23 protein-coding genes and 2 pseudogenes are annotated in these 26170 nt (G+C 74.6%); 12 read left to right on the top strand and 13 right to left on the bottom strand.

What is annotated here, in order from left to right:
- The first annotated feature begins 11 nt into the window (after positions 1-11).
- From ACIQ9G_RS06775 to ACIQ9G_RS06760, 4 genes are all read left to right on the top strand, one after another.
- Positions 12-506 carry an FBP domain-containing protein gene (locus tag ACIQ9G_RS06775; RefSeq protein WP_403607251.1) on the top strand — a complete coding sequence of 165 codons (495 nt, stop codon included), beginning with the start codon at positions 12-14 and terminating at the stop codon, positions 504-506.
- Positions 507-567: 61 nt separating this feature from the next.
- Complete coding sequence (locus ACIQ9G_RS06770) at positions 568-1821, top strand: aromatic acid exporter family protein (protein ID WP_403607250.1); 1254 nt, start codon at positions 568-570, stop codon at positions 1819-1821.
- Between the two features lie 29 nt (positions 1822-1850).
- Positions 1851-2921 (top strand): hypothetical protein, encoded by a 1071-nt coding sequence (locus ACIQ9G_RS06765; RefSeq protein WP_403607249.1) that lies wholly within the window; start codon positions 1851-1853, stop codon positions 2919-2921.
- A gap of 190 nt (positions 2922-3111) precedes the next feature.
- Positions 3112-4392 carry a lactonase family protein gene (locus tag ACIQ9G_RS06760; RefSeq protein WP_403607248.1) on the top strand — a complete coding sequence of 427 codons (1281 nt, stop codon included), beginning with the start codon at positions 3112-3114 and terminating at the stop codon, positions 4390-4392.
- Here ACIQ9G_RS06760 and ACIQ9G_RS06755 read toward each other — a convergent pair.
- On the bottom strand, positions 4360-5094 hold the full coding sequence (locus ACIQ9G_RS06755; RefSeq protein ID WP_403607247.1) for a DUF2470 domain-containing protein: 735 nt from the start codon (positions 5092-5094) through the stop codon (positions 4360-4362). The genes ACIQ9G_RS06760 and ACIQ9G_RS06755 overlap by 33 nt on opposite strands.
- A gap of 89 nt (positions 5095-5183) precedes the next feature.
- Positions 5184-5792 carry a TetR/AcrR family transcriptional regulator gene (locus tag ACIQ9G_RS06750; RefSeq protein WP_403607246.1) on the bottom strand — a complete coding sequence of 203 codons (609 nt, stop codon included), beginning with the start codon at positions 5790-5792 and terminating at the stop codon, positions 5184-5186.
- Positions 5793-5914: 122 nt separating this feature from the next.
- Between ACIQ9G_RS06750 and ACIQ9G_RS06745 the strand changes: the two genes are divergently transcribed.
- The gene (locus ACIQ9G_RS06745; protein ID WP_403607245.1) at positions 5915-7438 is read left to right on the top strand and encodes a cytochrome P450; all 1524 of its coding nucleotides are present in this window, start codon (positions 5915-5917) and stop codon (positions 7436-7438) included.
- On the opposite strand, the gene ACIQ9G_RS06740 is transcribed toward ACIQ9G_RS06745, so the two are convergent.
- The 5 genes and pseudogenes from ACIQ9G_RS06740 to ACIQ9G_RS06720 all read right to left on the bottom strand — a co-directional run.
- Positions 7400-8275: a pentapeptide repeat-containing protein gene (locus ACIQ9G_RS06740; RefSeq protein ID WP_403607244.1), complete on the bottom strand. Its 876-nt coding sequence runs from the start codon at positions 8273-8275 to the stop codon at positions 7400-7402. The genes ACIQ9G_RS06745 and ACIQ9G_RS06740 overlap by 39 nt on opposite strands.
- Before the next feature lie 45 nt (positions 8276-8320).
- Entirely contained in the window at positions 8321-9163 is an 843-nt protein-coding gene (locus ACIQ9G_RS06735) for an alpha/beta fold hydrolase (RefSeq protein WP_403607243.1), read from the bottom strand.
- 58 nt (positions 9164-9221) lie between these two features.
- On the bottom strand, positions 9222-10127 hold the full coding sequence (locus ACIQ9G_RS06730) for a sigma-70 family RNA polymerase sigma factor (protein WP_403607242.1): 906 nt from the start codon (positions 10125-10127) through the stop codon (positions 9222-9224).
- A gap of 192 nt (positions 10128-10319) precedes the next feature.
- Positions 10320-11624: an alpha/beta fold hydrolase gene (locus tag ACIQ9G_RS06725; protein WP_403607241.1), complete on the bottom strand. Its 1305-nt coding sequence runs from the start codon at positions 11622-11624 to the stop codon at positions 10320-10322.
- 363 nt (positions 11625-11987) lie between these two features.
- Positions 11988-12239, bottom strand: a pseudogene (locus tag ACIQ9G_RS06720) (ABC transporter permease); the annotation flags it as partial.
- On the opposite strand from ACIQ9G_RS06720, the pseudogene ACIQ9G_RS06715 reads away from it, so the two are divergent.
- The 6 genes and pseudogenes from ACIQ9G_RS06715 to ACIQ9G_RS06690 form a co-directional block, all read left to right on the top strand.
- Positions 12150-12467, top strand: a pseudogene (locus tag ACIQ9G_RS06715) (FGGY-family carbohydrate kinase); the annotation flags it as partial. The pseudogenes ACIQ9G_RS06720 and ACIQ9G_RS06715 sit on opposite strands and share 90 nt — an antisense overlap.
- A 71-nt stretch (positions 12468-12538) precedes the next feature.
- Complete coding sequence (locus ACIQ9G_RS06710) at positions 12539-13294, top strand: (Fe-S)-binding protein (RefSeq protein ID WP_403607240.1); 756 nt, start codon at positions 12539-12541, stop codon at positions 13292-13294.
- Positions 13291-14805, top strand: a complete 1515-nt coding sequence (locus ACIQ9G_RS06705) for a LutB/LldF family L-lactate oxidation iron-sulfur protein (RefSeq protein ID WP_403607239.1) — start codon at positions 13291-13293, stop codon at positions 14803-14805. The genes ACIQ9G_RS06710 and ACIQ9G_RS06705 overlap by 4 nt, the downstream gene beginning before the upstream one ends.
- Entirely contained in the window at positions 14802-15488 is a 687-nt protein-coding gene (locus tag ACIQ9G_RS06700) for a lactate utilization protein C (RefSeq protein WP_403607237.1), read from the top strand. The genes ACIQ9G_RS06705 and ACIQ9G_RS06700 overlap by 4 nt, the downstream gene beginning before the upstream one ends.
- A 70-nt stretch (positions 15489-15558) precedes the next feature.
- On the top strand, positions 15559-16416 hold the full coding sequence (locus ACIQ9G_RS06695) for an AAA family ATPase (protein ID WP_403607909.1): 858 nt from the start codon (positions 15559-15561) through the stop codon (positions 16414-16416).
- Positions 16413-17777 (top strand): VWA domain-containing protein, encoded by a 1365-nt coding sequence (locus ACIQ9G_RS06690; protein WP_403607235.1) that lies wholly within the window; start codon positions 16413-16415, stop codon positions 17775-17777. The genes ACIQ9G_RS06695 and ACIQ9G_RS06690 overlap by 4 nt, the downstream gene beginning before the upstream one ends.
- 27 nt (positions 17778-17804) lie before the next feature.
- Here ACIQ9G_RS06690 and ACIQ9G_RS06685 read toward each other — a convergent pair whose 3' ends face one another.
- The gene (locus ACIQ9G_RS06685) at positions 17805-18173 is read right to left on the bottom strand and encodes a cupin domain-containing protein (RefSeq protein WP_392195230.1); all 369 of its coding nucleotides are present in this window, start codon (positions 18171-18173) and stop codon (positions 17805-17807) included.
- A 217-nt stretch (positions 18174-18390) separates the two neighbouring features.
- Between ACIQ9G_RS06685 and ACIQ9G_RS06680 the strand changes: the two genes are divergently transcribed.
- Complete coding sequence (locus tag ACIQ9G_RS06680; protein ID WP_403607233.1) at positions 18391-19395, top strand: aminoglycoside phosphotransferase family protein; 1005 nt, start codon at positions 18391-18393, stop codon at positions 19393-19395.
- Between the two features lie 205 nt (positions 19396-19600).
- Here ACIQ9G_RS06680 and ACIQ9G_RS06675 read toward each other — a convergent pair whose 3' ends face one another.
- The 5 genes from ACIQ9G_RS06675 to ACIQ9G_RS06655 form a co-directional block, all read right to left on the bottom strand.
- Positions 19601-20179, bottom strand: coding sequence for a MarR family winged helix-turn-helix transcriptional regulator (locus ACIQ9G_RS06675; protein ID WP_403607231.1), 579 nt, complete (start codon positions 20177-20179; stop codon positions 19601-19603).
- 103 nt (positions 20180-20282) lie between these two features.
- Positions 20283-21344 carry an SDR family oxidoreductase gene (locus ACIQ9G_RS06670; RefSeq protein WP_403607229.1) on the bottom strand — a complete coding sequence of 354 codons (1062 nt, stop codon included), beginning with the start codon at positions 21342-21344 and terminating at the stop codon, positions 20283-20285.
- A gap of 1 nt (position 21345) precedes the next feature.
- Positions 21346-23178: a glycoside hydrolase family 15 protein gene (locus ACIQ9G_RS06665; RefSeq protein WP_403607227.1), complete on the bottom strand. Its 1833-nt coding sequence runs from the start codon at positions 23176-23178 to the stop codon at positions 21346-21348.
- Positions 23175-24305 (bottom strand): enolase C-terminal domain-like protein, encoded by a 1131-nt coding sequence (locus ACIQ9G_RS06660; protein WP_403607225.1) that lies wholly within the window; start codon positions 24303-24305, stop codon positions 23175-23177. The genes ACIQ9G_RS06665 and ACIQ9G_RS06660 overlap by 4 nt, the downstream gene beginning before the upstream one ends.
- Positions 24302-26125: a thiamine pyrophosphate-requiring protein gene (locus ACIQ9G_RS06655; protein WP_403607223.1), complete on the bottom strand. Its 1824-nt coding sequence runs from the start codon at positions 26123-26125 to the stop codon at positions 24302-24304. Before ACIQ9G_RS06655 ends, ACIQ9G_RS06660 begins: the two co-directional genes overlap by 4 nt.
- Between the last annotated feature and the right edge of the window lie 45 nt (positions 26126-26170).

Raw genomic sequence — 26170 nt, 5'->3', positions numbered from 1 at the left:
CGGGAGACCCCATGAGGCCACTGACCGAGCAGGACATCCGCGCCTCCTTCATCAACTGCTCGAAGGGCGAGGCCAAGCGCCTGTGGGTGCCCCGCGACCTCGACCGGCTCCCCTGGGACGACCTCGACTTCCTCGGCTGGCGGGACCCCGGGGCGCCCGATCGCAGCTGTCTGGTCACCGAGCGGCAGGGCCGGCTGGTGGGCGTGGCCCTGCGCTTCCCCTCCTCCCAGCGCGGCTTCCTGCACCGCAGCATGTGCTCCCTGTGCCTGACCACCCATCGCGGCGGCGGGGTGTCCCTGATGACCGCCCGCAAGGCGGGTGCGGCGGGCCGCGAGGGCAATTCGGTGGGCCTGTACATGTGCACCGACCTGGCCTGCTCGCTCTACGTGCGCGGCAGGAAGGTCCCCGACTCGGGGAGCCGGTTCGAGGAGAGCCTCACCACCCAGGAGCAGATCGCCCGGACCACCGGCAACCTGGCCGCCTTCCTGGACAAGCTGTACGCCTGATCCCCCGCCGGCGCGGAGTGATCATGTTCGTCGCCCGGCGGAACGGGGAACAGCGCAAGTGATGCAAGTTGTACGTAACTGGACGCCGTCCGTCCCCCAGTGGCTGAAGAAACACCGGGACCCCGTGGTCGTACAGGCGCTGCGGTCGACGGCCGCGGCGACGGTCGCGTATGTCATCGCACTGCGGCTGAGCCCGGAACCGGCGCCGCTGACGGCTCCGCTGACCGCCCTCCTCGTCGTCCAGGTCACCCTGTACGCCACGCTGACCACGAGCTTCCGCCGGGTGAACTCGGTGGTCGCCGGGGTGCTCGTCGCCGTCGCCTTCTCCCTCCTGGTGGGGCTGACCTGGTGGAGCCTGGCTCTGGTGATCCTGGCCGCGTTGGCCGTCGGGCACCTGGTGCGGGTCGAGGAGTTCGTGCCCGAGGTGGCGATCAGCGCGATGCTGGTGCTCGGCGTCACCACCGTCAGCAGCACGGCCTGGGCGCGCGTGGTGGAGACGCTGATCGGCGCGACCGTGGGCCTCGCCTGCAATGTGCTGCTCGCTCCCCCGGTGTGGACCGAACAGGCCAGCGAGTCGATCGAGGACCTGGCCCGCCGGGTGCGCCGGCTGATGCTGCTCATGGGCGAGGAGGCGGCGGGGACCACCCCCGTGGAGCACGCGGCGGCCCGGCTGCACGAGGCGCGCCGCCTCGACCACGAGATCTCCGACGTGGACGCCGCGCTGCGGCAGGCGGAGGACAGTCTCCGACTCAATCCGCGGGTGCGCGAGGGCCTGCTGCACCGGGTCGTGCTGCGCACCGGCCTGGACACGCTGGAGATCTGCACGGTCGTGCTCCGGGTGCTCGCGCGTTCCTTCACCGACCTGGCCAAGGAGCGGGCCCCCGAGCCGCTGTTCGCGCCCTCGACGGGTGCCGTCGTCGAGCAGTTGCTGTCCGAGATCGGCGACGCGGTGGTGAGCTTCGCGGTGCTGGTCACCACCGCCGTCAGCGTCAACGCCGAGTCGGCCGAGTCCCGGCTCGCCGCCGAGCTGCGGCAGGCCGCGGCCACCCGCGACAAACTGGCCCAGCTGCTCCTGGAGGACGTCCAGCGGGACTCCTGCCACTGGCATCTGCAGGGTGCGGTACTGACCGAGGTCAACCGCATCATCGACGAGATGGACATCGAGCACCGCTCACGGCGGCTCTTCGAGGAGCTGGACTGCCACACGCGCGCGCGGAGAGAGCGCGTGTCCCGGCTCACCCGGATCCGGAACCGGTTGGGGGTGCCCGAGCGGCTGCGCCGGAACCATGAGGACGGTGCGCGGCGTTCTCTGTGACGGGGTCCACTACGGAGGGGAGCGCGCGCATGACCGACACGACCGTGCGGATCGACGGGAACACACTGCGGCTGCCGGGCGGGGTGGCGGTGCGGTTCGTGCGCACCCTGCGCCTGCCCGAGAGGGGCACCCATCCGCTGCCGCCGGGGCTCGGCGAGTTCCCCGTCCGACGGGTGGCGGATTTCCCGGACACGGTGCCCGGGCAGTGGCGCTCCCGCGGCGGCGTGATGCTGCCGGTGTACCTGCGGGAGGCCATGTGGCTGAGCTTCGCGGGCTCGACCGAGCCGGCCGCGCTCCAGGTCGGCGTGGGCAAGGTGTGCGCGGTGTCGGGCCGGCCGTGGAGCGACCGGCTCTCCCGCCGGCCGCAGAACTACGTGGTGCTGCCCCGCCAGCCCTGGCTGGACGGCATCAACTCCGGCAAGGGCACGGTCCGCCAGTTCGTGGCCGTGCCGCTGGGGCTCGGGGCGACGGTCGAGGGCCAGGTCACCGGCGAGGAGGTGTGGGGCGGCGTCCAGCTCCAGTCGTTCCGGCTCCGGGACGAGGAGCTGGCGAAGTGGCGGGCGGAGGAGGAACTGCGCCGCGCGGCGCGCGCTCGGGCGCGGCCGGCGATCGGCGGCTACGGCGCGGCGTTCCCGATGGCGGCCCCGCCCGCTCCGGGCGCGTTCCCGGCGCCCGCCGCACCCGGAGCGGCGCCGGGCGCCGGGCGGCCCAGGCCCGCCGCGGCCATGGGACTCGGCGTGGGCGGCTCGATGCGCCAGGAGGTGTACCGGGACGAACGGCGGCTCAGCTCCTGGTCCGAGGAGCCCGCCGGGCGCGTCTTCGTCCATCTGGTGACGCCCCCGGAGTGGCGGCGCATCACCGGCGAGGCTCCCCCGCCGTCGCCGGTGGACCGCGCCGCGTACACGCGCGCGGGACTGCCCTGGTACGACTACTACGACGAGGACGCCGAGGACCTCGCCCCCACCGACACCCTCTCGGGGGTGCGGCCGGCCGGGGACTGGCTCGGCGACGACCACGAGCCGTGGCAGCCGCCCTCGCCGCACCAGGTCACCCCGCTCAAGGACGCGCCGGGCAAGCCGGTGGAGGACGGGGACTGGTAGGACGGCTCTCCCCGGGGCGCCGCGCGCCGCCCGGCCCGAGACCCCCGCGCGGCCCCCCACGATATCGTCGGGCGGCGTGCACGAGGTCGTGGCGTGGCCCGCAACGCCCGACGCCGTACTTGCCCTTGACCCGGCGCTGACGCCAAGGTGGCGGTCACGACCGAGGCAGCCGACGACCTGAGGTGCGGGCATGGACAGTGGTGCGGGAAGGCGCGGGCGGCGCGGCGGCTGGAGCAGACGCCGGTTCGTCGGGGCGCTGACGGGAGTCGCGGCGGTGGCCGCGATTCCGGCCCCGGCGGCACCCCGGTCCGAGTCCGCGGCCCCGGGCTCGCCCTCCGGCCCGTCCACCGGCTCCACCTCGCCCTCCGGCCCGCCCACCGGCCCCGCCCCGACCGCTCCGGGGGCGGCCGCGCAGGAGCGGGAGCCCGCGGCCGCGCCGACCGGTCCCCGGCCGCTTTACCTCGGCACCTACACCTCCGCGGAGGGCGGCGGTACGGGCATCGGCCTGGCCCGGTACGACCCCGTGACGGGCGCCGTCACCGGCCGGGGCACGGTCACCGGCGTCGCCGACCCCTCCTATCTGGCCGCACACCCGGACGGCCGCACGCTGTACGCGGTCGACGAGCGTCAGGACGGGGGCGTCACCGCCGTACGGCTCGCCGACGGCCGGGTGCTGGGCACCCGGAGCACCGGCGGGGCGGGCCCGTGCCATCTCTCCGTGCACCCCACCGGGCGCTGGCTGCTGAGCGCCAACTACCAGTCCGGAAGCGTGGCCGTGCACCCCGTCGACGCCTCGGGCGCGCTCGGCGAGCGCACCGCCCTGGTGACGCACGCCGACCCGCCGCCCGGCCCGGGGCAGCAGGGCCCGCACGCCCACCAGTTCGTCACGAGTCCGGACGGCGGCCACGTCCTCGCGGTCGACCTCGGCACGGACACCGTCTACACGTACCGCCTGGACACCCGGACCGGCACGCTGGCCGGGGTCGCCCGGGCGCGTACGCGGCCGGGTGCCGGTCCCCGCCACCTCACCTTCCACCCCGGCGGCCGGTACGCCTACCTCGCCCACGAGGTCGACGACACCGTCGCCGTCTGCGCGTACGACCCGGCGACCGGCCGGCTGACCGTCGGAGCGCCGCAGTCCACGGGCTCGGCCGGGGGCACCAACTATCCCGCCCAGTTCGTGGTGACGGCGGACGGCCGGTACGCCTTCCTCGCCAACCGGGGCCACGACAGCGTCGCCCGCTACGCCGTCGAGGCGGAGGGGGCCCGGCTCCGGCTGCTGGGCACGGTGCCGGTCGCGGGCGCCTTCCCGCGGCAGCTCGCGCTGGCGCCGGACGGGGGCCTGCTGTTCGCGGCGAACCAGAGGTCGGGCACGGTCAGCGTCTTCCACGTGGACCGGGTGAGCGGCGCGCTGCGGCTCGCGGGCGAGCCGTTCGCCTCACCCGTCGCGGTCTGTGCGCTGCCGCTGTAGTCCGCGGGGGCCACGGGGGCAGGACGCGGCGGCCGCCTGGGCGAGCAGGACGTGCAGGCGCTCGGTGAGCTGGGAGACGTCGTCGGCCGGCGCGTGGAACGGCAGCCGTACGTCGCCGTGACTGCGGGCCCGTTCGACCCGCAGGGTCAGTCCGTGCCGGTCCACGGCGAGCGGCCGGACGCGCACCGCGCCGTGCAGACTGTCGGGCCCGACGAGCCGGGTCAGCCGCTCCACCGCTTCGGGGTGGGCGTCGGCGAGGTGAGTGAGCAGACCGGCCTCCGCCCGCGCCAGCGGGTCGGGCGCGGCGGCGGCGAACTCGTCGCGGTCGACCAGGACGGCGCCGGAGTCCTGGCGCAGCACCACGCGCGAGGGGTGGAACACCAGGTGCCCGGCCTCCTGGACACACCGGCCGGCCAGCCACAGCCGGGCCCGGATCCGGTGGCGTACGGGGACGGGCGCGACGTCGGCGAACTCCAGCACGGCGGCCGGCTCGCCGCGCGGCGCGCAGATCGCGGCCGCGCGCAGGGCGCTGTCCTCGGGCACCCGCAGCAGCACCCGGCCGTCCCCGGCCACGCCGTGCGCGCCGACGAACTCCTCCCGGCCGCTCTCCGCGGTCACCGCGCAGGACCACGCGGCCGCGAGCACCGATCGCGCCCGCTCAGCCGCCCCGGGCACGGCCGCCCACGTGTGGCTCCCACTCATCCACAACCTCCTTAGGTAAGGCTTGCCTAAGCTATCGGAGAACGAGGTGTGCGCCAACCACACCCCCGCATGTGCCGGGGCACAGGCGCTCAGTCCACCAGGACGCCCAGCAGGGCCCGCGCACACAGGTCGCGCACCTGTGCGCGCGGCGGGCCGGGGCCGCGCAGCCACTCCAGGCAGACGGCGGTGGTGAAGGCGAGCCAGCCGCGGACGGCCAGGTGCAGGTCGGGGCGCCGGGCGGCGAGCGGGCCGAACTCGGGGTCGGCCGCGAGGGCGTCGAGGATCTGCCGCTCCTGTGCGGCGAGGGCCCGCTGGTAGACCCGGCGCACGGCCTGGTCGCCCGCCGCGTCGGCGCGGTGGAAGGCGCGGTAGCCGTGCGCGTGGGCCTGGACGTACTCCAGGTAGGCGTCGAGACCCGCGGTGAGCTGCTCACGCACCGGCGTTCCGGGCACGGCCGCGGTCATCCGCAGCATCCGCTCGCTCTCCCGCTCCACGACCGCGGCGAAGAAGTCCCGCTTGGTCGGGAAGTAGTGGTAGAGCAGCCCCCGGGAGACCCCCGCGATTTCCGCGACCTGCTCGATCCACACGTCGTCGTACGGGCTCTCCGAGAACAGCCGCGCCCCCACCGACAGGAGCTGCTCCCTGCGCTCCTCGGTGCTGAGCCGGCGACGCGTGCGCTCCCCCTGGTTCGCGGCCATGTCCGCACTTTACTTGACGCCGGTTCAACAACCGGACCAGACTGAGGCTGCGCTATTGAACCGACGTACAACACGAGCGGAGCACCCGCTCGACGGTCCGCTGGATCAAGGGAGATCGCGTCATGGCGGAGACGAGGACGCCGGCCGGGCCGCCGAGGGGGTTTCGCGGCGCGGAACAGGGCTGGCCCGAGCTGCACCGCATTCCGCACCCGCCGCACCGGGTCCCGCTGCTCGGCGACGTGCTCGGGGCCGACCGGCGCACACCGGTGCAGGACTCGATGTGCCACGCCCGCGCGCTCGGCCCGATCTTCCGCCGCAAGGCGTTCGGCAACGAGTTCGTGTTCACGTGGGGCGCGGGGCTGGTCGCCGACCTGGCCGACGAGGTGCGGTTCGCCAAGCACGTGGGCCTCGGCGTCGCCAATCTGCGGCCGGTCGCCGGGGACGGCCTCTTCACGGCGTACAACCACGAGCCCAACTGGCAGCTCGCCCATGACGTCCTGGCCCCGGGTTTCAGCCGGGAGGCCATGGCGGGCTACCACGTGATGATGCTCGACGTGGCCGGGCGGCTCACCGACCACTGGGACCGCGAGCTGGCCGCCGGCCGCACCGTGGACGTGCCCGGCGACATGACCAAGCTGACCCTTGAGACCATCGCGCGCACCGGCTTCGGGCACGACTTCGGCTCCTTCGAACGCTCCCGCCCGCACCCCTTCGTCACCGCGATGGTCGGCACGCTCAGCTACGCGCAGCGGCTCAACACCGTCCCCGCCCCGCTCGCCCCGGTCCTGCTGCGCGGTGCGAGCCGCCGCAACACCGCCGACATCCAGTACCTCAACCGCACGGTCGACGGCCTCGTCCGCGCCCGCCGCACGGCGAGCGGGGACGGCGACCTCCTGGACCGGATGCTGGAGGTGGCCCATCCGGAGACCGGGGAGCGGCTGTCGCCGGAGAACGTGCGCCGTCAGGTGATCACCTTCCTGGTGGCGGGTCACGAGACCACCTCGGGCGCGCTGTCCTTCGCCCTGCACTACCTCGCCCGGCATCCGGAGGTGGCCGCCCGCGCCCGGGCCGAGGTGGACCGGGTGTGGGGCGCCGCGGCTGCGCCCGGCTACGAGCAGGTGGCCAAGCTGCGGTACGTGCGCCGGGTGCTCGACGAGTCGCTGCGGCTGTGGCCGACCGCGCCCGCCTTCGCCCGGGAGGCCCGGCAGGACACCGTGCTGGCCGGGGAGCATCCCATGCGCCGGGGCGCCTGGACCCTGGTGCTGACGCCGATGCTGCACCGGGACCCCGGGGTGTGGGGCGCGGACGCGGAGCGGTTCGACCCGGACCGGTTCGACGCGCGGGCCGTACGGGCCCGCCCGCCGCACGTGTTCAAGCCGTTCGGCACCGGAGCCCGGGCGTGCATCGGCCGCCAGTTCGCGCTGCACGAGGCGACGCTGGTCCTCGGACTGCTGCTGCGCCGCTACGACCTGCGGGCCGACCCGGCCTACCGGCTGAAGGTGACCGAGCGGCTGACGCTCATGCCGCAGGGCCTGCGGCTGCGGCTGGAGCGGCGGACGCCCGCCACCGCCCCCGCGGCGCCCGTGCCGGTCCCCGGGAGCGCGGCCTCAGACCCGCGCCGTCCAGTGCGCGGGGCGGCCGACTGAGGGCGGCAGCCGGGTGCCGGCGCTCCCCCGGGCCGCGTCGGTCTGCGGCTGGGTCAGGAAGAACGCGTCCGTCAGATCGGCGTCGGTGAGGTCGGCGTCCCGCAGATCGGCGCCGATCAGGTCCGCGCCGCGCAGGTCGGCGCCGGTGAGGTCGGCGGCTATCAGGCAGGCGCCGCGCAGGGTGGCCCCGCGCAGGTCCGCCCCCCTGAGCCGGGCGCCCATCAGGTCCGCGCCGCGCCGGTCCTTCCTCCGGCCGCGCACCCCGGCGCGGGCCAGCTCGCTGGCGCGCAGCAGCAGAACGTTGACCTCCTGCCGGTGCGCGCCGACGTCCAGCGCGGCCAGTTCCCCGGGGGTGCCCAGCGTGAGCTCCTCGGTCCGCTCCAGGGCCCGGCGCAGGTCGGCGTGGACCGGGCCGGCGGCGGGCAGGGTGAGGGCCTCGGTCAGGTACCAGAGCAGTTCGTGCAGGTGCCGGACCACCGGGAACACCTCGAACATCAGCCGGGCGTCCTCCCGGGACCCGGTACGCCAGTCCCGGCCGCCGAAGGTGACCTGCGAGACCTTCTGTCCGGCGCCGAAGCAGTCGTAGACCGTGCAGCCGGTGAAACCCCGCTGCCTGAGCCGCGCGTGGATGCCGCAGCGGTGGTCGTCCCGGAGGTTCGGGCAGGGCGTCCCGGCGGGCTTGTCGAGCGCGAAGTCCGCGGAGGCGCCGAAGGGCAGGGCGACGCAGCAAAGCCCGGAGCAGCGCGCGCAGTCGCCGCGCAGCGCCGCCCGGCCGGGCCCGCCGTCCCCGTGGTCCACGCGGTCTGGTTCGGGGCGGCCGGTGGTCGGATCCGACATGACGTCCACCCTACTGACCCGTGCCGGGCACCCGGGACGGCCGCGTCACCGCAGGAACGGGGCGACGGTCGCCACGAACCGCTCGGGGTCGTCGAGCCACGGGTGGTGCCCGGCACCGGGCTGGACCACCAGGCGGCCTCGCGGGAAGAGTTCGGCGTACTCGGCCATCGCGGGCGGCGGGGAGTTCAGGTCGACCTCGCCGGCGAGGACGAGCACGGGCGCGGTGAGCCGGGCGAGCGCGGCGCGGGTGGCTTCCGGGTCGAAGGCGCCCTCGGCGGCGTACACGGCCGCGGCGTCGCCGTTGCGCTCCTCGGCGTCGGCCGCGTCGAGATCCATTGCGGCCTTGTCCCAGCGACCGTGCAGGAACGGGGCTACGGCCGCCCAGTGATCGCCGGTCGCCCGGCCCGCCACGACCTCCTCGAGGGCCGCGTACGCCGCCGGGAACCACGGCTCGTCCTCGCGCAGGCGCGCCGTCGCGAGCCGGACCTCCGCGGTGACCGTGATGCCGACGGCGGCGACGCTCGGGGTGATCAGCGCGAGGCTCCCGACGCGCTCCGGGTGGCGGGCCGCGTACAGCACCGCGAGGTTCGCGCCCGCGCAGTGCGCCAGCAGATCCACGCGGTCCAGACCGAGGTGCTCGCGCAGCGCCTCGACGTCGTCGACGAGCCGGTCGCAGCGATAGCCCGCCGGGTCCTGCGGGACGGCGGACCCTCCGCTGCCCCGCAGGTCCAGCAGGGCCAGTTGCCGGTGGGCGGGCAGACCGCCGAGGTCCCCGAGATAGGCCGAGGCCCGCACGGGACCGCCCGGCAGGCAGATCACGGGCGGGCCGCCCCGGCCGCTCAGGTGGAGGGCGAGAGGGGTGCCGTCGTGCGCGGAGAAGGCGATCATGGGGCGACCCTTGCAGTGGCGCTCCCGGCCCCGCAACCGGATTACCGGGCACGCCCGGTCAGCCCTCCAACGCCCCCGCCAGATCGAGGTGTTCGAGCCGCTCGGGGTCGGCCAGGACGTACATGTGCGTGATCCTGCCGTCGGCGACGGTGACGCCCATGACCGACAGCGGCCGTCCCTCGGGGGCGGTGGCCATCCCGACCGTGCCGTTGACCAGCACCAGCCGGACGGCCCGGGCGTACGGGGCGAAGGTGAGCGCCTGCGCGGCCACCGTCCTCGCGCCCTGGACCACCTTGGACGTGGCGGCGCCCCGGAGCAGCGCGCCGGCGTCGACACGCAGCACCACGCCGGGGTGGAGGACGGCGACCAGCGCCTCGAAGTCGCCCTCGCGCGAGGCCGCGAGGAAGGCGTCGACCACCTCCTTCTGCCGTCCGAGGTCGGTCTCGGCGGACGGGGCGGCGCCCTGCACCCGGCGGCGGGCCCGGCTGGCGAGCTGCCGGGTGGCGGCCGAGGTGCGCTCCACGATGGGCGCGATGTCGTCGAAGGGGACCGCGAACAGGTCGTGGAGCACGAACGTCAGCCGTTCGTCCGGCTGCAGGGTCTCCAGAACGACGAGCATGGCCAGCCCCACCGAGTCGGCCCGGAGCGCCTCCTGCTCCGGGTCGGTGCGGGGCAGGGGCCGCACGACGGGGTCGGGGACGAAGGTGTCGTCCATGGGCTCCTCGCGCCGTGCCTTCCGTGCGCGCAGCAGGTCGAGGCAGACCCGGCCGGTCACGGTGGTGAGCCAGGCGCCCAGGTTCTCGATGGCGTCCGGATCCGTGCGGGTGAGCTTCAGCCAGGTCTCCTGGACCGCGTCCTCGGCCTCCGGCAGTGAGCCGAGCATGCGGTAGGCAACCGCCCGCAGATGGGCGCGGTGCTCCTCGAAGCGCCCCGCCAGGACTTCCTCGTCCCCCGTGCCGGCCATCCCGTCCCCCGCCCCGTGTTCGATGTTCCGTGTTCGGTGTCCGGCGTGCGCGTGTCCGTCGGCCACCCGGTCCGCCGGGCCCCCGGTCCGCGGGTCCGACGGGTCGTCGGTCATCCGGTCCAACGGTCCGTCGGTCACCCGGTCCGTCCGGATCATCCTAGGTGCCGGACGGGATCGACGGCCGGGCGGTTCTCAGACCTCGTCGCGGGCGAGCGCGAGCAGCCGGTCCAGGACGCGCGGGCCGCCGGCGCGCACGCCGTCGTGCTCGAACTCGTCGGTGACCCAGGTCCGCAGGCCGCGGACGGCGCGGGCGGTCCGCAGGGCGTGGGCGGTGTCGACGTACATGTCGTCGTGGTAGACGGCCGCGGCGACCGGGACCTCGTTGGCGGCGAGGCGGGCGGGGTCGTACAGCGGCTTCCAGCCGGTGTGGGCGGCCAGCAGTTCGGCGGTCTCGCGCAGCGGGCGCAGCGCGGGGTCGCAGTCGAACATCCAGGGGTGCACGGACTCGCCGGTGAACAGCACCGGCCCGTCGCCCGCGAGGGCCTTGGCGGCGTCGAACTGCGGGAACTCGGCGCGGACCCGCTCGGCGGCCCAGGCGGTGGGGCGGGTGTCCTGGCCGTAGATCGCCTCGTGGACGAGTGCGTACAGGGGGTGGCCGGCGTACGACAGCAGTCCCTGCGTCTCCTCCTGGAAGGCGTCGGACAGGGTCCATCCGTCCGCGGCGCGGACGAAGGCGTGTTCCAGGAGGTAGTGGAGGCGGTGGCTGCCGTCGCCGCCGCCGAGCAGGATGCCCAGCGACTGGAAGGCCTCGACGGTGAGGCGGTGGCCGTTCGGGAGCACCACGTCGTGGGTGAGGAGGTGGTCGGCGATGCGGCGGGCGCGGTCCACGTCCTGCGGGTAGCGGGCGTAGTGGGCGGCGACCTTGCGTTCGACGCGCGGGTAGGCGGCCCGGTAGACGTCGTCGGCGTGCGCGTCGAGGGAGGGCAGGCCGCCGGTGACGAGCGCGGTGCTCAGGCCCTCGGGGTGCGTGGAGAGGTAGTGGACCGTGCAGAAGCCGCCGAAGCTCTGGCCGAGCACGGCCCAGGGGGCGCCGCCGGTGACCTGCGGGCGGATCGCCTCGCAGTCGCGGACGATGGCGTCCGCGCGGAAGTGCGTGAGGTACGCGGCCTGCTCGGCGGGGCCGCCGCGCAGCGGGAGCGTCTGGCGGTTGGCGGGGGTGGAGTGGCCGGTGCCGCGCTGGTCCAGGAGGAGGACGCGGTAGTCCTCCAGGGCGCGGCCGAGCCAGGCCTGCTTACCGACGAAACGATGCGCCCCGAACCCCGGGCCGCCCTGCAGGTAGACCAGCCACGGCAGGTCGTCCTTGCCCGCCTTGTCCCCGGCGACGACCTCGCGGGCGTAGAGCTCGATGGTCTCTCCCGCCGGGTCGTCGTGGTCGAGGGGGACGGTGAAGTGGCGGTCGGTGAGGACGACGCCGGGCTGGCGGTAGCTCGCGGTCAACGGATCTCCCGGGACGGACGGACGGGCCGCGTCCCAGTTCAGCACACGGCCACCGGGTCCGGGGCCCCGGGATCATGAAAGATACTGAACGGCGGGTCAGCGGCCCGGCAGACTTGATCTGCGCACCACCAGCTCCGGCTGGAGCACCACCCGCCGGTGCTGGTGCGCCGTCGGCCCGCCCTCCGCCTCGGTCTCCTCGAGGAGCAGCTCGTCCTCCTCGGGCCGGGCGCCGTCCGTCGACTCGAAGAACGGCGCCATCTCGGCCTGCCGGCGGGCGTTGACGTCGGTGGCCTCCATGCCGGCCCGGGCCGGCGAATTCCTCGGTCTCCAGGTGGCCGACGAGCAGTCCGTCGTCGCGTGCCGGGCGACGATCCGGTCGACCGCGATGGCGAGCAGGAGGAGGACGCCATTGATGGCGCGCACCCACACCGAGCTGACGCCGAGGGCGGGCAGCACACTGTTGACGGAGGTCAGCAGCAGCGCGCCGAGGGGCGCGCCGTAGACGCTGCCGGAGCCGCCGGTGAAGACGACGCCGCCGACCACCACCGCGCTGACGACGGTGAGTTCGCAGCCGTTGCCGGTGCCGGAGTCGACGTTGCCGAAGCGGGCCGGGTACGGCTGTGCCGGCTGACCGCCGACGCCTGCGGGCTGCCGGTGGTGGCCGGCCCCACCGAGGCGGCGGCCCTCGGCAACGTGCTGGTCCAGGCCCGGGCGCACGGACACGCCGGCGACCGGGCCGGCTTGCGCCGGCTGGTGGCCCGTACGCAGCCGCTGACGCGGTACGAGCCGAGCGGCGGCACCGCGGCCTGGCGGGCGGCCGAGGCCCGGCTCGCCACGCCGTGACCGGGGTCTCCCCCGGGCCGTCCCCGGAAATTAGGCTGCCATCGTCCGATGATCGACCACAAGGAGCCGCGATGCGCGTCGCCCTGTTCCTGACCTGCGTGAACGACACGCTCTATCCGGACACCGGGCGCGCCGTGGTCGCCCTGCTGACCAGACTGGGCGTCGAGGTGGACTTCCCGATGGCCCAGACGTGCTGCGGGCAGGCCCACTACAACACCGGGTACCGCCACCAGGCCGAGCCGCTCGCCCGGCACTTCGCCGACGTCTTCCGGGACTACGACGCGATCGTGACGCCGTCCGGGTCGTGCGGGGCGATGGTGCGGGAGCTGTATCCGCGGCTGGGGGAACGGGCGCGCGCCGAGGGGCGCGGGGACACGCTCGCGGCCACCCTGGCGCCCGTGGTGCCGAAGACGTACGAGCTCACGGAGTTCCTGGTGGACGTGCTCGGGGTGACGGACGTCGGCGCGTACTACCCGCACAAGGTGACCTACCACCCGACCTGTCACGGACTGCGCGGCCTCGGGCTCGGCGACCGGCCCCGGCGGCTCCTCGAGGCCGTGCGGGGACTGGAGTTGGTGGAACTGCCGGGGGCCGAGGAGTGCTGCGGCTTCGGCGGCACCTTCGCGGTGAAGAACGCGGACGTCTCGGCGGCGATGGGCGCCGACAAGGTGCGCAACGCCGAGTCGACCGGCGCGGAGGTGCTGTGCGCGGCCGACAACTCGTGCCTGATGCACCTCGGCGGGACCATGGCCCGGCTGCGCACGGCGGTGCGGCCGGTGCACATCGCGGAGATCCTGGCGAGCACGGAGGAGGCGCGGACGGCATGAGCGCGACGTTCGTAGGCATGCCCGCCTTCCCGGCCTTCCCCGAGGCCGCACACGAGGCGGTGCGGAACCCGACCCTGCGCGGCAACCTGCGCCACGCCACGCACACCATCCGCGCCAAGCGGGCGAAGGCGGTCGCGGAGATGTCCGACTGGGCGGAACTGCGGGAGGCGGGCCGCCGGATCAAGGACCACACGCTCCGTCACCTCGACCGCTACCTGGTGCAGGTGGAGGAGGCGGTCACGGCGGCGGGTGGCACCGTCCACTGGGCCGCCGACGCCGACGAGGCCAACCGGATCGTCACCGAACTGGTCAAGGGCACCGGCGAGTCGGAGGTCGTCAAGGTCAAGTCGATGGCCACGCAGGAGATCGGGCTCAACGAGGCGCTGGAGGCGGCGGGCATCCGGGCCTACGAGACCGATCTCGCCGAACTGATCGTGCAGTTGGGCAAGGACCGGCCCTCGCACATCCTGGTCCCCGCCATTCACCGCAACCGCGGCGAGATCCGGGACATCTTCCGCTCCGAGATGAAGGAGTGGGGGCGCCCGGCACCCGAGGGCCTGACGGACACGCCCGCCGAACTGGCCGAGGCGGCCCGGCTGCACCTGCGGGAGAAGTTCCTGCGCGCCCGGGTCGGTATCTCCGGCGCCAACTTCGTCGTCGCCGAGACGGGCACGCTGGTGGTCGTGGAGTCCGAGGGCAACGGCCGGATGTGCCTGACCCTGCCCGAGACGCTGATCTCGGTGGTCGGCATCGAGAAGATCGTGCCGGCCTGGCGCGACCTGGAGGTGTTCCTGCAGACGCTCCCCCGCTCCTCCACGGCCGAGCGGATGAACCCGTACACCTCGATGTGGACGGGCACGACGGGCACGACGGGCACGACGGACGCCGAAACGGCCGACGGGCCACGGGAGTTCCACCTGGTGCTGCTGGACAACGGCCGCAGCGACACGCTCGCCGACCAGGTCGGACGGCAGGCCCTGCGCTGCATCCGCTGCTCGGCGTGTCTCAACGTCTGCCCGGTGTACGAGCGGGCCGGGGGCCACGCCTACGGCTCGGTCTACCCGGGGCCGATCGGCGCCATCCTCAGCCCCCAACTACGCGGCACGGCAAGCGAGATCGACGCCTCGCTGCCGTACGCGTCCTCGCTCTGCGGCGCCTGCTACGAGGTGTGCCCGGTCGCCATCGACATTCCCGAGGTGCTGGTGCACCTGCGGGAGCGGGTCGCCGAGGGCGGGGAGGCGACCCGGCAGGGCAACAAGGTGGTGCTGAAGCCGGCCAAGGGCCATGCCGCCGAGCGGGCGGCGATGCGCGCGGCCCGCTGGGCGTTCACCCACCCGGCCGCCCTGCGCACCGGCCAGCGCCTGGCGTCCCGCTCCCGCCGCTTCCATCCGCGGACCCTGCCGGGCCCCGGCCGGGCGTGGAGCGGCACCCGGGACCTGCCGCCGGTGCCCGCGGAACCGTTCCGCGACTGGTGGCAGCGTACGCACGGCGGGAAGGACGGCGCGAAGTGAGCAGCAGGGACCGGATCCTGGGCCGGGTACGGCGCGCGCTGGCGGACGTCCCCCCGGACGACACGCCGTACGAGCAGGCCGTTCCCAGGGACTACCGGGAGCAGCACGGCGAGCGCACCGCCGCGCGGACGGTGGAGCTGCTGGCGGAGAACCTGGCGGACTACCGGGCGGTGGTGCACCGGACCGACGCTGCCGGGCTGCCCGCGCTGATCGCCCGCCTGCTGGACGACCGGGGGTCGGAGTCCGTCGTCGTCCCGCCGGGGCTGGACGAGGGCTGGCTGACGGCGGCGGAGGTCACCCGGGTCGCGGACCGGGCGGAGAGCACGGCCCACGAACTCGACCGGGTGGACAGCGTGATCACCGGCTGCGCCGTCGCCGTCGCCGAGACCGGCACGATCGTCCTCGACGGCTCCCCGGATCAGGGCCGCCGCCGCATCACGCTCGTCCCGGACCACCACATCTGCGTCGTCCGCGTGCCCGGCCAGGTGGTCTCCTCGGTGCCCCAGGCGCTCGCCCGCCTGGACCCGGCCCGCCCGCTGACCTGGATCTCCGGGCCGTCGGCGACCAGCGACATCGAACTGGACCGGGTGGAAGGGGTGCACGGGCCCCGCACGCTGGAGGTGGTCCTCGTGGCGGAGGAGGCGGACGGGACTCCCGGGCCGCCCGCGGCGCGGACCGCGTGACAGAGGGGCTGAACAAGCGCTTAGATAGTGGCTCGGACAGAGATTCGCCCGCGCCGTGCCGGAGGCCGTGTTGTTCAGTTCCGTCGACGAAGTCTCCGCCCGCCTGGCCGAGACCGGTTACCTCGCCTCGCCCGCGGTCGCCACCACCGTCTTCCTGGCCGACCGGCTCGGCAAGCCGCTGCTGGTCGAGGGGCCCGCCGGGGTCGGCAAGACCGAGCTGGCCAAGGCCGTGGCCCAGGTCGCGGGCGCGCGGCTGGTCCGGCTCCAGTGCTACGAGGGCGTCGACGAGTCGCGCGCCCTGTACGAGTGGAACCACGCCAAGCAGCTGCTGCGCATCAGCGCGGGCCGGGACGAGAGCTGGGACGACACCCGCACGGACATCTTCAGCGAGGAGTTCCTGCTGACCCGCCCGCTACTGACGGCGATCCGGGGCGACGAGCCGAAGGTGCTCCTGATCGACGAGACCGACAAGGCCGACGTCGAGATGGAGGGACTGCTGCTGGAGGTGCTCAGCGACTTCCAGGTGACCGTCCCCGAGCTGGGCACGGTCACCGCGACCCGCCGCCCCTTCGTGGTGCTCACCTCGAACGCCACCCGCGAGTTGTCCGAGGCGCTGCGCCGCCGCTGCCTGTTCCTGCACATCGGCTTCCCCGACGAGGAGCTGGAGCGGCGGATCGTGAGGCTGAAGGTGCCGGGCCTCGACGAGGCGCTGGCCGCGTCGGTGGTGCGGGTCGTGGGCGCCCTGCGGGCGATGGACCTGCGGAAGGTGCCCTCGGTCGCCGAGACGATCGACTGGGCCCGCACGCTCCTGGCCCTCGGCGCCGACACCCTGGAGGAGAGCATCGTCCGGGACAGCCTGGGCGTCCTGCTCAAGCACCAGGAGGACGTGCTGAAGGCGGCGGCCAAGCTCGACCTGGACGCGGTGTGAGCGCCTCCGCGCCGAGCGGGGTGGCGGACCGGCTCACCGGGTTCGTCGGCGCGCTGCGGGCGCACGGCGTCCGGGTCGGCACCGGGGAGAGCCTGGACGCGGCGCGGGCGGTCGAGGCGCTCGGCCTCGCGGACCGCGAGCTGCTGCGTGAGGGCCTGGCCGCCACCCTGCTGCACGGCAGCGCGCAGCGGGCGGTGTTCGACCCGGTCTTCGACCTGTACTTCCCGCGCGGGGTCGGCGCTCCGGAGGGGAGGCCCGCCGACCGTGAGGGGCTGCGCGACCGGCTCGCCGAGGCCCTCGCCACGGGCGACACGGCCCTGATGGAGCGGCTGGCGATCGAGGCGGTCGACGGCTTCGGCGGCTACGGGGCCGCACCGGGGTCGGACGGCTGGTCGGCGTACCAGACGCTGGACCGGATCCGTCCGCAGACGCTGCTGGCCCGGGTGCGGGCGAGCGTCCGGGCGCGCGGCGGTGACGCCGGGTTCGCCGACCGGCTGCTCGACGACGAGATCCGGCGTCGTATCGAGGAGTTCCGCCGGCAGGTCGGCTCGGAGGCGCGGCGCCGGGTCGCCGAGCGGCGCGGGCGGGAGGAGATCGCGCGGCGGGCGGTGGCGCCGAGCGCGGACCGGGTCGACTTCCTGTACGCGGGGCGCGACCGGCTCGCCGAACTGCGCCGGACCGTGCAGCCGCTGGCCCGCAAGCTGGCCACCCGGCTCGCCGCGCGCCGGCGCCGCGCCGCCCGCGGCTCGATCGACCTGCGCCGCACGCTGCGCGGCTCGCTCTCGACGGGCGGCGTGCCGATGCGGCCGGTGCTGCGCCGGCGCCGCCCCGCGCGGCCGGAGCTGGTGCTGCTGTGCGACGTCTCCGGCTCGGTGGCGGGCTTCTCCGACTTCACGATGCTGCTCGTGCAGGCGCTGCACGACCAGTTCAGCAAGGTCCGGGTGTTCGCCTTCGTCAACCGGATCGACGAGGTGACGGGGCTGCTGCGGCACGGCGCGGCCGACCCGGAGGGCCTCGGTGTCCGCATCCAGGCCGAGGCGCGGCTGACCGGCTGGCACGGCAGCAGCGACTACGGCGTATCGCTGGGCGAGTTCGCGCAGCGGTACGGCGACGCGGTCGGCCCGCGCACCACGGTGTTCGTCCTCGGCGACGCCCGCACCAACCTGAGCGACCCCAACCTGGCGGCCGTACGGGAGATCGCCCGGCGGGCCCGCCGCCTGTACTGGCTGAACCCCGAGCCCCGCGCCCAGTGGGGCACGGGCGACTCCGCCGCACCGGCCTACGCCGAACTGGTGGAGATGCACGAGTGCCGCACCGTCCGCCAGTTGGGCACCCTGATCTCCCGGCTGCTGCCGATCTGACGTTGCCGATCCGGATTTGTCGTCGTCCTAGCCGTCGGACGGCTTCTTGGCGTACTCCTGCGCCATGGCTCCCGCGAAGTCGTACACCACGACCTGTTCGTCGCCGACCACCCAGGCGTCGTGCCCGGGCGGGCACACGAAGACGTCGCCGGGGCCGACCTCGCTCTCGCCGCCGTCGTCCATGACGAGGCGCATCCGTCCCTGGACGACGAAGCCGTTGTGGTGGATCTGGCAGCTCTTCGTGCCGGCGATGGGGCCGACCGACTCCGTCCAGCGCCAGCCCGGTTCGAAGGTGGCCACGGCGAAGTCGAGCCCGGTGAGGTGGACGGCCTCGAGGTGACCCCGGGGAAAGTCGCGTCGCTCGTCCGGCTTGTCGACCGTCTTCACTTCCAGCATGACGGTGTTCTCCCTTCCGGCCGTGAAGTCTCCTGGGGCCGGTCTCCGTCTCCGGGCGGAGTTCGGGGGAAGGCGCGCGGGAGCGGCGGGGGCCCGGCCCTCGCTCTCATCGTCTCCCCGCCGGCCGGTCGACGCCATCCGGCCGTGCCGGGCCCCTCCCACGCAGGACCTCTAATCGGTTGACGTGTCACGAGGTCACACCGTTTGCTTGCGCTCCATGTGTGCCGACACCCAGACCGACACCTTGCATCCCGGTGAGCCGGAGTTTCCGCTTTCCCTCGTGCGCCGGCTGATAGCCACTCAGTTCCCGCGGTGGGCGGAGCTGCCGCTCGCCCGGGTCCGCTCCGCGGGCACCTCCAACGTCATGTACCGGCTCGGCGGGGACATGGTCGTCCGGCTCCCGCGCACCCCCGGGGCGGCGGACGACGTGCACAAGGAGCACCAATGGCTGCCGCGGCTCGCCCCGGCACTCCCGGTGGCCGTGCCCGAGCCGCTGGGCCTGGGCACACCGGACGAGGGCTGCCCGTGGCCCTGGTCGGTGTACCGCTGGCTCGACGGGAACATCGCCGAGCCCGGCACCTTGACCGAACCGGCTCTGCTGGCACGGGACTTGGCACATTTCGTCACCGCGCTGCACCGCGTCGACCCGGCGGACGGGCCGCCCGCCTACCGCAGCGAGCCCCTGGCGGCACGGGACGGCGAGACCCGTGCGGCCATCGCCGCGCTGCGCGAGGTGATCGATGCCCGGGCGGCCACCGCCGCCTGGGACGCGGCGCTGTGCGCCCCGCCGCCGCCCGGCCCGCCGGTGTGGATCCACTCCGATCTGCAACCCGCGAACCTGCTGCTGGAGCACGGGCGGCTGAACGCCGTCATCGACTTCGGGTGCCTGGGTCTCGGCGACCCGGCCGTCGATCTGATCGTGGCCTGGTACGTGCTGCCGGCCGACGGCCGGGCGCGGTTCCACGCCGCGCTGGAGACGGACCCGGCGCCGCCCGCGCGCCCGGCGGACCGGACGGGCGAGGCGGCCTGGACGCGGGGGCGCGGCTGGGCGCTGTCGATCGCGCTGCTCGAGCTCTCGTACTACCGCGACAGGAACCCGTGGATGGCCACCGTGGCCCGCCGCGTCATCGACGAGGTACTGGACGACGCCCACCGGGCGGCAGTCCCGGCCGGCCGCGGGAGGAGGGAGCCGGACTTGGCTGGTCCGGGTCCCGGCCGGTGACCACGGTGACGTCGCCGGCGGCGGCCTCCTCGGCGGCCCGGCCGACGTCGTCCGCGCCCGGCCGTGACAGTCGGGCGTGTGTCCGCTGGAGGTCGTGCTGGAAGGGCACGACCACCGCGACGTAGCGGATCGCGCCGCACCGGGGGCAGGTCACGGAGCCGCCCCCGCGCCCCGGGCCCCGCCGTCGCGGGTCGGGCGGCCGCGGCTACGGGTCCGGCCGGGGCACGGGGGCCAGGGGGTCGTCGACGACGGTGCGTACCGTGCGGGCGTTGTCGGCGGACTCCACCGCCAACTCGCCCGCCGCGGCCGTCAGCGCGCGCAGGGCGGGGACGAGCGCGGCCCGCTCCTCGGCGGGCAGCCGCTGCACGAGCCGGCGGACCTCCGCGCGGCGGTGCGCGAGGACCCGGGTGACCAGGTCGTGTCCCTGGGACGTCAGGCTCAGTACGACTTCGCGCCGGTTGGCGGGGTTGGTCCTGCGGTCGACCAGGTCGAGCGCCTCCAGCCGTTCCACCATGCGCAGCGCGGTGGAGGGGTTGACGCCGAGCGTGGCGGCGAGGGCGGCGAGCTTGACCGGGCCGCAGGTGTCGAGGACGACCAGCGCCCGCAGTTGGGGCAGGGTGAGCGACTCGGCGGTGGAGGCGAGCGCGCGGGCGGAGATCGCCACGAAGAGCCGGGAGGCCGCCATCACGGCCGTGCCGAGCTCCTCGGCCTCGCGGTCCAGCGCGTGGGGCCCGGCGTCCGGGGCCGGGTCGGCCGGGGCCGGGTCGGTGGGGTGCTGCGGCATGGGGTCCCCTTGCGTCGTTCCGCCCGGGCGGGCGGAACACGATCACGTGCGGAGCATCATTGCAGAGGGCAACGGTGCCGGACGGGAGCCGTCCCGGCGGTCGTCATCCCCTCCTCCTCACGCGGCCGGGGCGGAGCGCTCCTCCGTGCCCGCTCGCGCCCGGCCCGCCGCGCCTGCCGAGCGCGGCCCTGGCGGTGGCCGCGGCGCCCACGGCGAGCGCGGAGGCGATGGCGGCGGGGTGGCGCGCCAGGGCGGCCTGGAAGGACCGGCGGTGCGCGACCTCGTCGAAGATGCCGTGCGCCTCGTGGTCGGTGCCCTCGGTGCCGTCGACGGGTGCGAAGAGATTGCTCTCGCCGGTGGGCGGCCGCCGGCCGGTCTGCTGGGAGTCGAACCCGGTGCGGGCCAGGTAGCGGTCCAGCAGGGCGGGGAAGAGGCGGTTGGCCCAGATCGTCGCGAGCGTGGTGGCGCCGACGTAGTACTGCTTGCGGCGCGGGTGGTCGGCTGCGTGCACGACGCCGCGTGCGGCGACCTCCGGCTGGTAGATGGGCGGGACGGGCTGCGGATGCCGGGGCAGCCGGGTGGTCACCCAGGAGAACTGCGGGGTGTTGACGGCCGGCATCTGCGCGATCGTGACGTGCACGGCGCTGCCGCGGTGCAGCAGTTCGGTGCGCAGCGAGGAGGTGAAGCCGTTGATGGCGTGCTTGGCCCCGCAGTACACGGACTGCAGCGGCACCGACCGCTCCCCCAGTGCGGAGCCGACCTGGACGATGGTGCCGCGGTCGCGGGGCAGCATCCGCTTCAGGGCGGTGCGGGTGCCGTTGACGAAGCCGAGGTAGGTCACATCGGTGGCCCGCCGGTACTCCTCCTGTGTGATCTCCTCGAACGGCGCGAAGACGGTGCTGAACGCGCAGTTGATCCACACGTCGATCGGGCCGAAGTGCTCCTCCGCGGCCGAGGCGGCGGCGTCCACCTGGTCCGGTTCGGCCACGTCGGCGACCTGGACCAGCGGCCGGCCGCCCAGGGACTCGACCTCCTTCGCGGCCGCGTCGAGCCCGGCCCGGCCGCGGGCGATCAGCACGATGTTGGCGCCGCGCCCGGCGTACAGGCGGGCGGTGGCGCGGCCGATGCCGGCACTGGCACCGGTGATGACGACGGTCTGGGTCATGTCAGCTCCTTGCTGGACGGCGTGCCCCGGGCGGGTCGGGGTGCTGGGCGGGATGCGGCGAGGTCCCCGGCGGGATCCGGGGCGGGCCCGGGGCGGGGTCCTCGGCCAGGCGGGCGGCGGTCTCCAGGAACAGGGCGTGGACGAAGGCCTGCGGGAGGTTGCCGCGCAGTTGGCGCTGGGCGATGTCGAACTCCTCCGCGTACAGTCCCGACGCCCCGCAGGCGCCGCGGTTGCGTTCGAACCAGCGGCACGCCTCGACCGCGTCGCCCTGCTGGTGCTCGGCCAGCGCCATGACGAAGCCGCACAGCAGGAACGCGCCCTCGGCCTCCTCCAGCGGCCGGTCGTCGTGGCGGAACCGGTAGACGAAGTGGTTCTGGCTGAGCTGGGCGCGGCAGGCGGCGAGGGTGGCGCGGGTGCGCGGGTCGCCGGCGGGCAGCGCGCCGCGCAGGGCGGGCAGCAGCAGGGCCGCGTCGACCGCGGGATCGCCGGGGGCGCGCTGCCAGTGGCCGTCGGGGTGCACGCCGGTCGCCGCGGTCTCGGCGAACACGGTGGCGGCGAGGCCGGCACAGGTGTCTGCGAGCGGCCGGCCGGGGGCCGCGCCGGCCAGGGCGCGCAGTCCGGCGACGCAGGTGAGCCGGCTGTGCGTCCAGGGCCGGTCGTCCAGCTCCCAGATGCCCGCGTCGGGCTCGCGCCACCGCTCGGCGACGGCCCGCACCGCGGTCTCGGCGGCCTTCCAGCCGTCGCCGTCGAGCCGGCCGTGCCGTTCGGCGGCGGCGAACAGCAGCAGCGCCTCGCCGAAGCAGTCGAGCTGGAACTGCTTCTCCACGTGGTTGCCGATCCGGCTGAAGCCGCCCGGGTAGCCGGGCAGGTCGAGCTCCCGCTGACCGGGGACGGGCGTGCCGTACACGGTGTAGGCGGGGGCCAGGCGGGGCCCGTCGGCCAGCAGCCGCTCGCCCACGAAACGGACCGCGTAGTCGAGGAGTTCCGGCGCGCCGGCGGCCGCCGCGGCCTGTCCGGCGTAGCTCTGGTCGCGGATCCACACGTACCGGTAGTCGTAGTTGCGGCCCTCCTCGGCGCGCTCGGGCAGGCTGGTGGTGGCCGCGGCGACCATGCCGCCGCCGTGCGCGGTCAGCCCGCGCAGCAGGGCGTAGGAGCGGCGGGCGTCACCGGGGGCGACGGTCCGCTCCAGCGCGGGCACGGCCCGCCGCCAGGCCCGTTCGGTGGCCTGCCAGGCCCGGTCGGCCAGAGGCGGGGCGTGCGGCAGCGGCGAGTCGGAGCACTCCAGGACCAGGTCGTGGCTCTGGCCGGGCTGGAGGACGAGATCGGCGGTCAGCCCCTCGGCCCGGACGGTCGCCGACGGGGCGCCCTGCCAGCGCAGCCGGTGACGGCCGGTGTGCAGGTACCAGACGCCGGCGTCGTCGCGGTGCGTGGAGGTCAGCGGGGCGCGACCGTAGTCGGCGCGCGGGTCGAGTACGACCCTGACGTGGGCGGTCCCCTCTGCGGCGCGCACCTGCCGCAGCAGGACCAGGCGGTCCGGCTCGCCGGGGAGGGCGAGGGCCTCGCGGCACTCGATCACGCCGTCGGTGGTGACCCAGCGGCTGCGCCAGATCAGCGTGCCGTCCTCGTAGTAGCCGCCCGGGACCCAGCGCCCGCGCGGGGTCACGGCGTAGACGCCCGCGCCGCCGATGAGCGAGGCGAAGACGGCGTCGTCGTGCCAGGTGGGCGCGCACAGCCAGTTGACGGCGCCGTCGGGTCCGATCAGGGCGCCGCGCTCCCCGTCGGCCAGCAGCGCGTAGTCGTGCAGCGCGTGCGCCGGGAAGGATGTACTGCTCATCGGTGCTGCCTCCTGGTGTCAGCCCACGCGGTAGCTCTGTGCGCGTCCGGTGGCGAGGTCAGTCCGAGCCCGGGCGCGCCGTCGGCGCCCGGCGCGACGGTGCCGCCGTCCGGGCCGAGGCAGCCGTCGAAGAGGAGGCGCTCGATGCGCACGTGGTCGTGGAACCACTCCAGATGCCGCAGGTTGGGGACCGCGGCGGCGGCGTGCGCGTGGGCGTGCGGGGCGCAGTGCCCGGAGACGGCGATGCCGCGGGCCTCGGCGAGGGCGGCGACGCGCAGCCAGACGGTGATGCCGCCGCACCGTGTGGCGTCGGCCTGCAGGCAGTCCACGGCGCCCGCGGCCAGCATGTGCTCGAAGTACGGCAGCGTGTAGCCGTACTCGCCGGCCGCGACGTCCAGGGGCAGTCGCTCGCGGATCAGGGCGAGGGCGGTGAGGTGGTCGGAGGAGACGGGCTCCTCGAACCAGGTCACGCCCTGGTCCGCGAGGGCCCGGCCGACGCGTACGGCCTGCTTGGCGTCGTAGCCGCCGTTGGCGTCGACGTACAGGTCGGCCCGGTCGCCGATGACGGCACGCGCCCTGCCCACCCGCCGCCGGTCGCGCTCCTCGCGGCGCCCCCACGACTCGCCGATCTTGATCTTGACGCGGGGGATGCCCTCCTCCTGGACCCAGCCGCTCAGTTGCCGCTCCAGCCGCTCGTCGTCGTAGGTGGTGAAACCGCCGCTGCCGTAGACGGGCACGTCCTCGCGGGCGGCGCCGAGCAGCCGGACCAGCGGCAGGCCGAGCAGCCGCGCCTTGAGGTCCCACAGGGCGATGTCCACGGCGGCGATCGCCTGGGCGGCCACGCCGGGAAGGCCGGCGTTGCGCACCGCGCGCCGCATGGCCTCGTTCGTACGCGGTACGTCCCATGCCGGCGATCCGGTGACGACGCCGGTGAGCAGGTCGTCGATCACGCGGGCGGTGGCGGCCGGCGCGTAGGTCCAGCCGAGGCCGCTGACGTCGCCGCAGCGGACGGTGGCCAGGACGAGCGTGGTGCTGTCCCAGCTCAGGGTCCCGTCCGCCTCGGGCGCGTCGGCGGGAACGGTGAACACCGCGGTGTCCACGCGCTCCACGACCGGGGTGTCGCTCACTTCCCGTCCTCCGCGCCGGGCCGGTCCCCGCGGTGCCGGCCGCCGGGCAGGAACTCCTGCACCTTGGCCTTGAACCCCTGGCGGACCATGCCGGCCCGGTCGCTGTCGCCCTTGAGGATCGAGGTCGCCGCGGCCTCGATCTGGTCGAGGGTGGCGTGCGGCGGGACGGGCGGCACGGCCGGGTCGGTGACGAAGTCGAGCACGCACGGCTTGTCGGCGGCCAGCGCGGCCTCCCAGGCGCCCTGCACGTCACCGGGCTTCTCGATCCGCATCCCGTCCAGGCCGATCAGCCGGGCGAAGTCGGCGTAGGCGACGTCGGGGATCGACTGGGAGGGCAGGAACTGCGGGGCGCCCTCCATGGCGCGCATCTCCCAGGTGACCTGGTTGAGGTCCTGGTTGTTCAGGACGGCCACGATGAGGCGGGGGTCCTCCCACTCGCGCCAGTACTTGGCGACGGTGATCAGCTCGGCCATGCCGTTCATCTGCATCGCCCCGTCGCCCACCAGCGCGATCGCCGGGCGGTCGCCGTGCGCGAACTTGGCGCCGATGACGTACGGCACTCCGGGCCCCATGGTGGCGAGGGTGCCGGAGAGCGAGCCGCGCATGGCGCCGCGCAGCTTCAGATGGCGGGCGTACCAGTTGGCGGCGGAGCCGGAGTCGGAGGCCAGGACGACGTTGTCGGGCAGCAGGTCGTTGAGGGTGTGGGCGACGTACTCGGGGTTGATCGGGTCGGCGTCGACCGCGGCCCGCCGCTGCATGACCTCCCACCAGCGGGCGGTGTCCTTCTCGAGCTTCTTGCGCCAGGCCGTGTCCTTGCGCGCCTCCAGCAGCGGCAGCAGCCGGGCCAGCGCCTCGCGGGCGTCGCCGACGAGGTTGACCTCGAAGGGGTAGCGCAGACCGACCATGTGCGGGTCGATGTCGATCTGCACGGCCCGCGCCTGCCCGAACTCCGGCAGGAACTGCGTGTACGGGAAGGAGGAGCCGACGACGAGAAGGGTGTCGCAGTCCCTCATCAGCTCGTACGACGGCCGGGTGCCGAGCAGGCCGATGGAGCCGGTGACGTAGGGCAGGTCGTCGTCCAGGGCGTCCTTGCCGAGCAGCGCCTTGGCGACGCCCGCGCCGAGGCGTTCGGCGACCGCCATGACCTCCTGACGGGCCCCGCGGGCGCCCTGGCCGACCAGAAGGGCGACCTTCTCGCCGGCGTTCAGCACCTCGGCGGCGCGGGCGAGGTCCTCGTCGGCGGGCACGGGCGCGTAGTGCGGCATACCCAGGCTGGAGGGGACCATCTTGAAGGCGTGCGGGGGCGGCGAGTAGTCGAGTTCCTGCACGTCGGCGGGGAGGATGACGGCCGTGACCGAGCGGCGGGCCATGGCGGTGCGCATCGCCCGGTCGAGCACGTTGGGCAGTTGCTCGGGGACGGTGACCATCTCGCAGAAGTCGGAGGCGACGTCCTTGTAGAGGGTCAGCAGGTCGACCTCCTGCTGGTAGGAGCCGCCCATGGCGCTGCGGTTGGTCTGGCCGACGATCGCGACGACCGGCACGTGGTCGAGCTTGGCGTCGTACAGGCCGTTGAGCAGGTGGATGGCGCCGGGGCCGGAGGTGGCGGCGCACACGCCGACCCGGCCGGAGAACTTGGCGTAGCCGACGGCCTCGAAGGCGGCCATCTCCTCGTGGCGCGCCTGGATGAACCGGGGGTTGTCGTCGGCCCTGCCCCAGGCCGCGAGCAGCCCGTTGATGCCGTCGCCGGGGTAGGCGAAGACGTGCTCCACACCCCAGTCGCGCAGGCGCTCGAGGACGTGGTCGGAAACCTTCATCGACATGTTCGAAGACCTTTCCGGAAGGTGGTTTCGCAGGGCGCGCGGCGG

This window comes from Streptomyces sp. NPDC096152, from assembly GCF_044763235.1.
Taxonomy (GTDB): domain Bacteria; phylum Actinomycetota; class Actinomycetes; order Streptomycetales; family Streptomycetaceae; genus Streptomyces.
The sequence above is the reverse complement of the archived record's forward strand: the minus strand, read 5'-3'. Positions and strand labels throughout refer to the sequence as shown.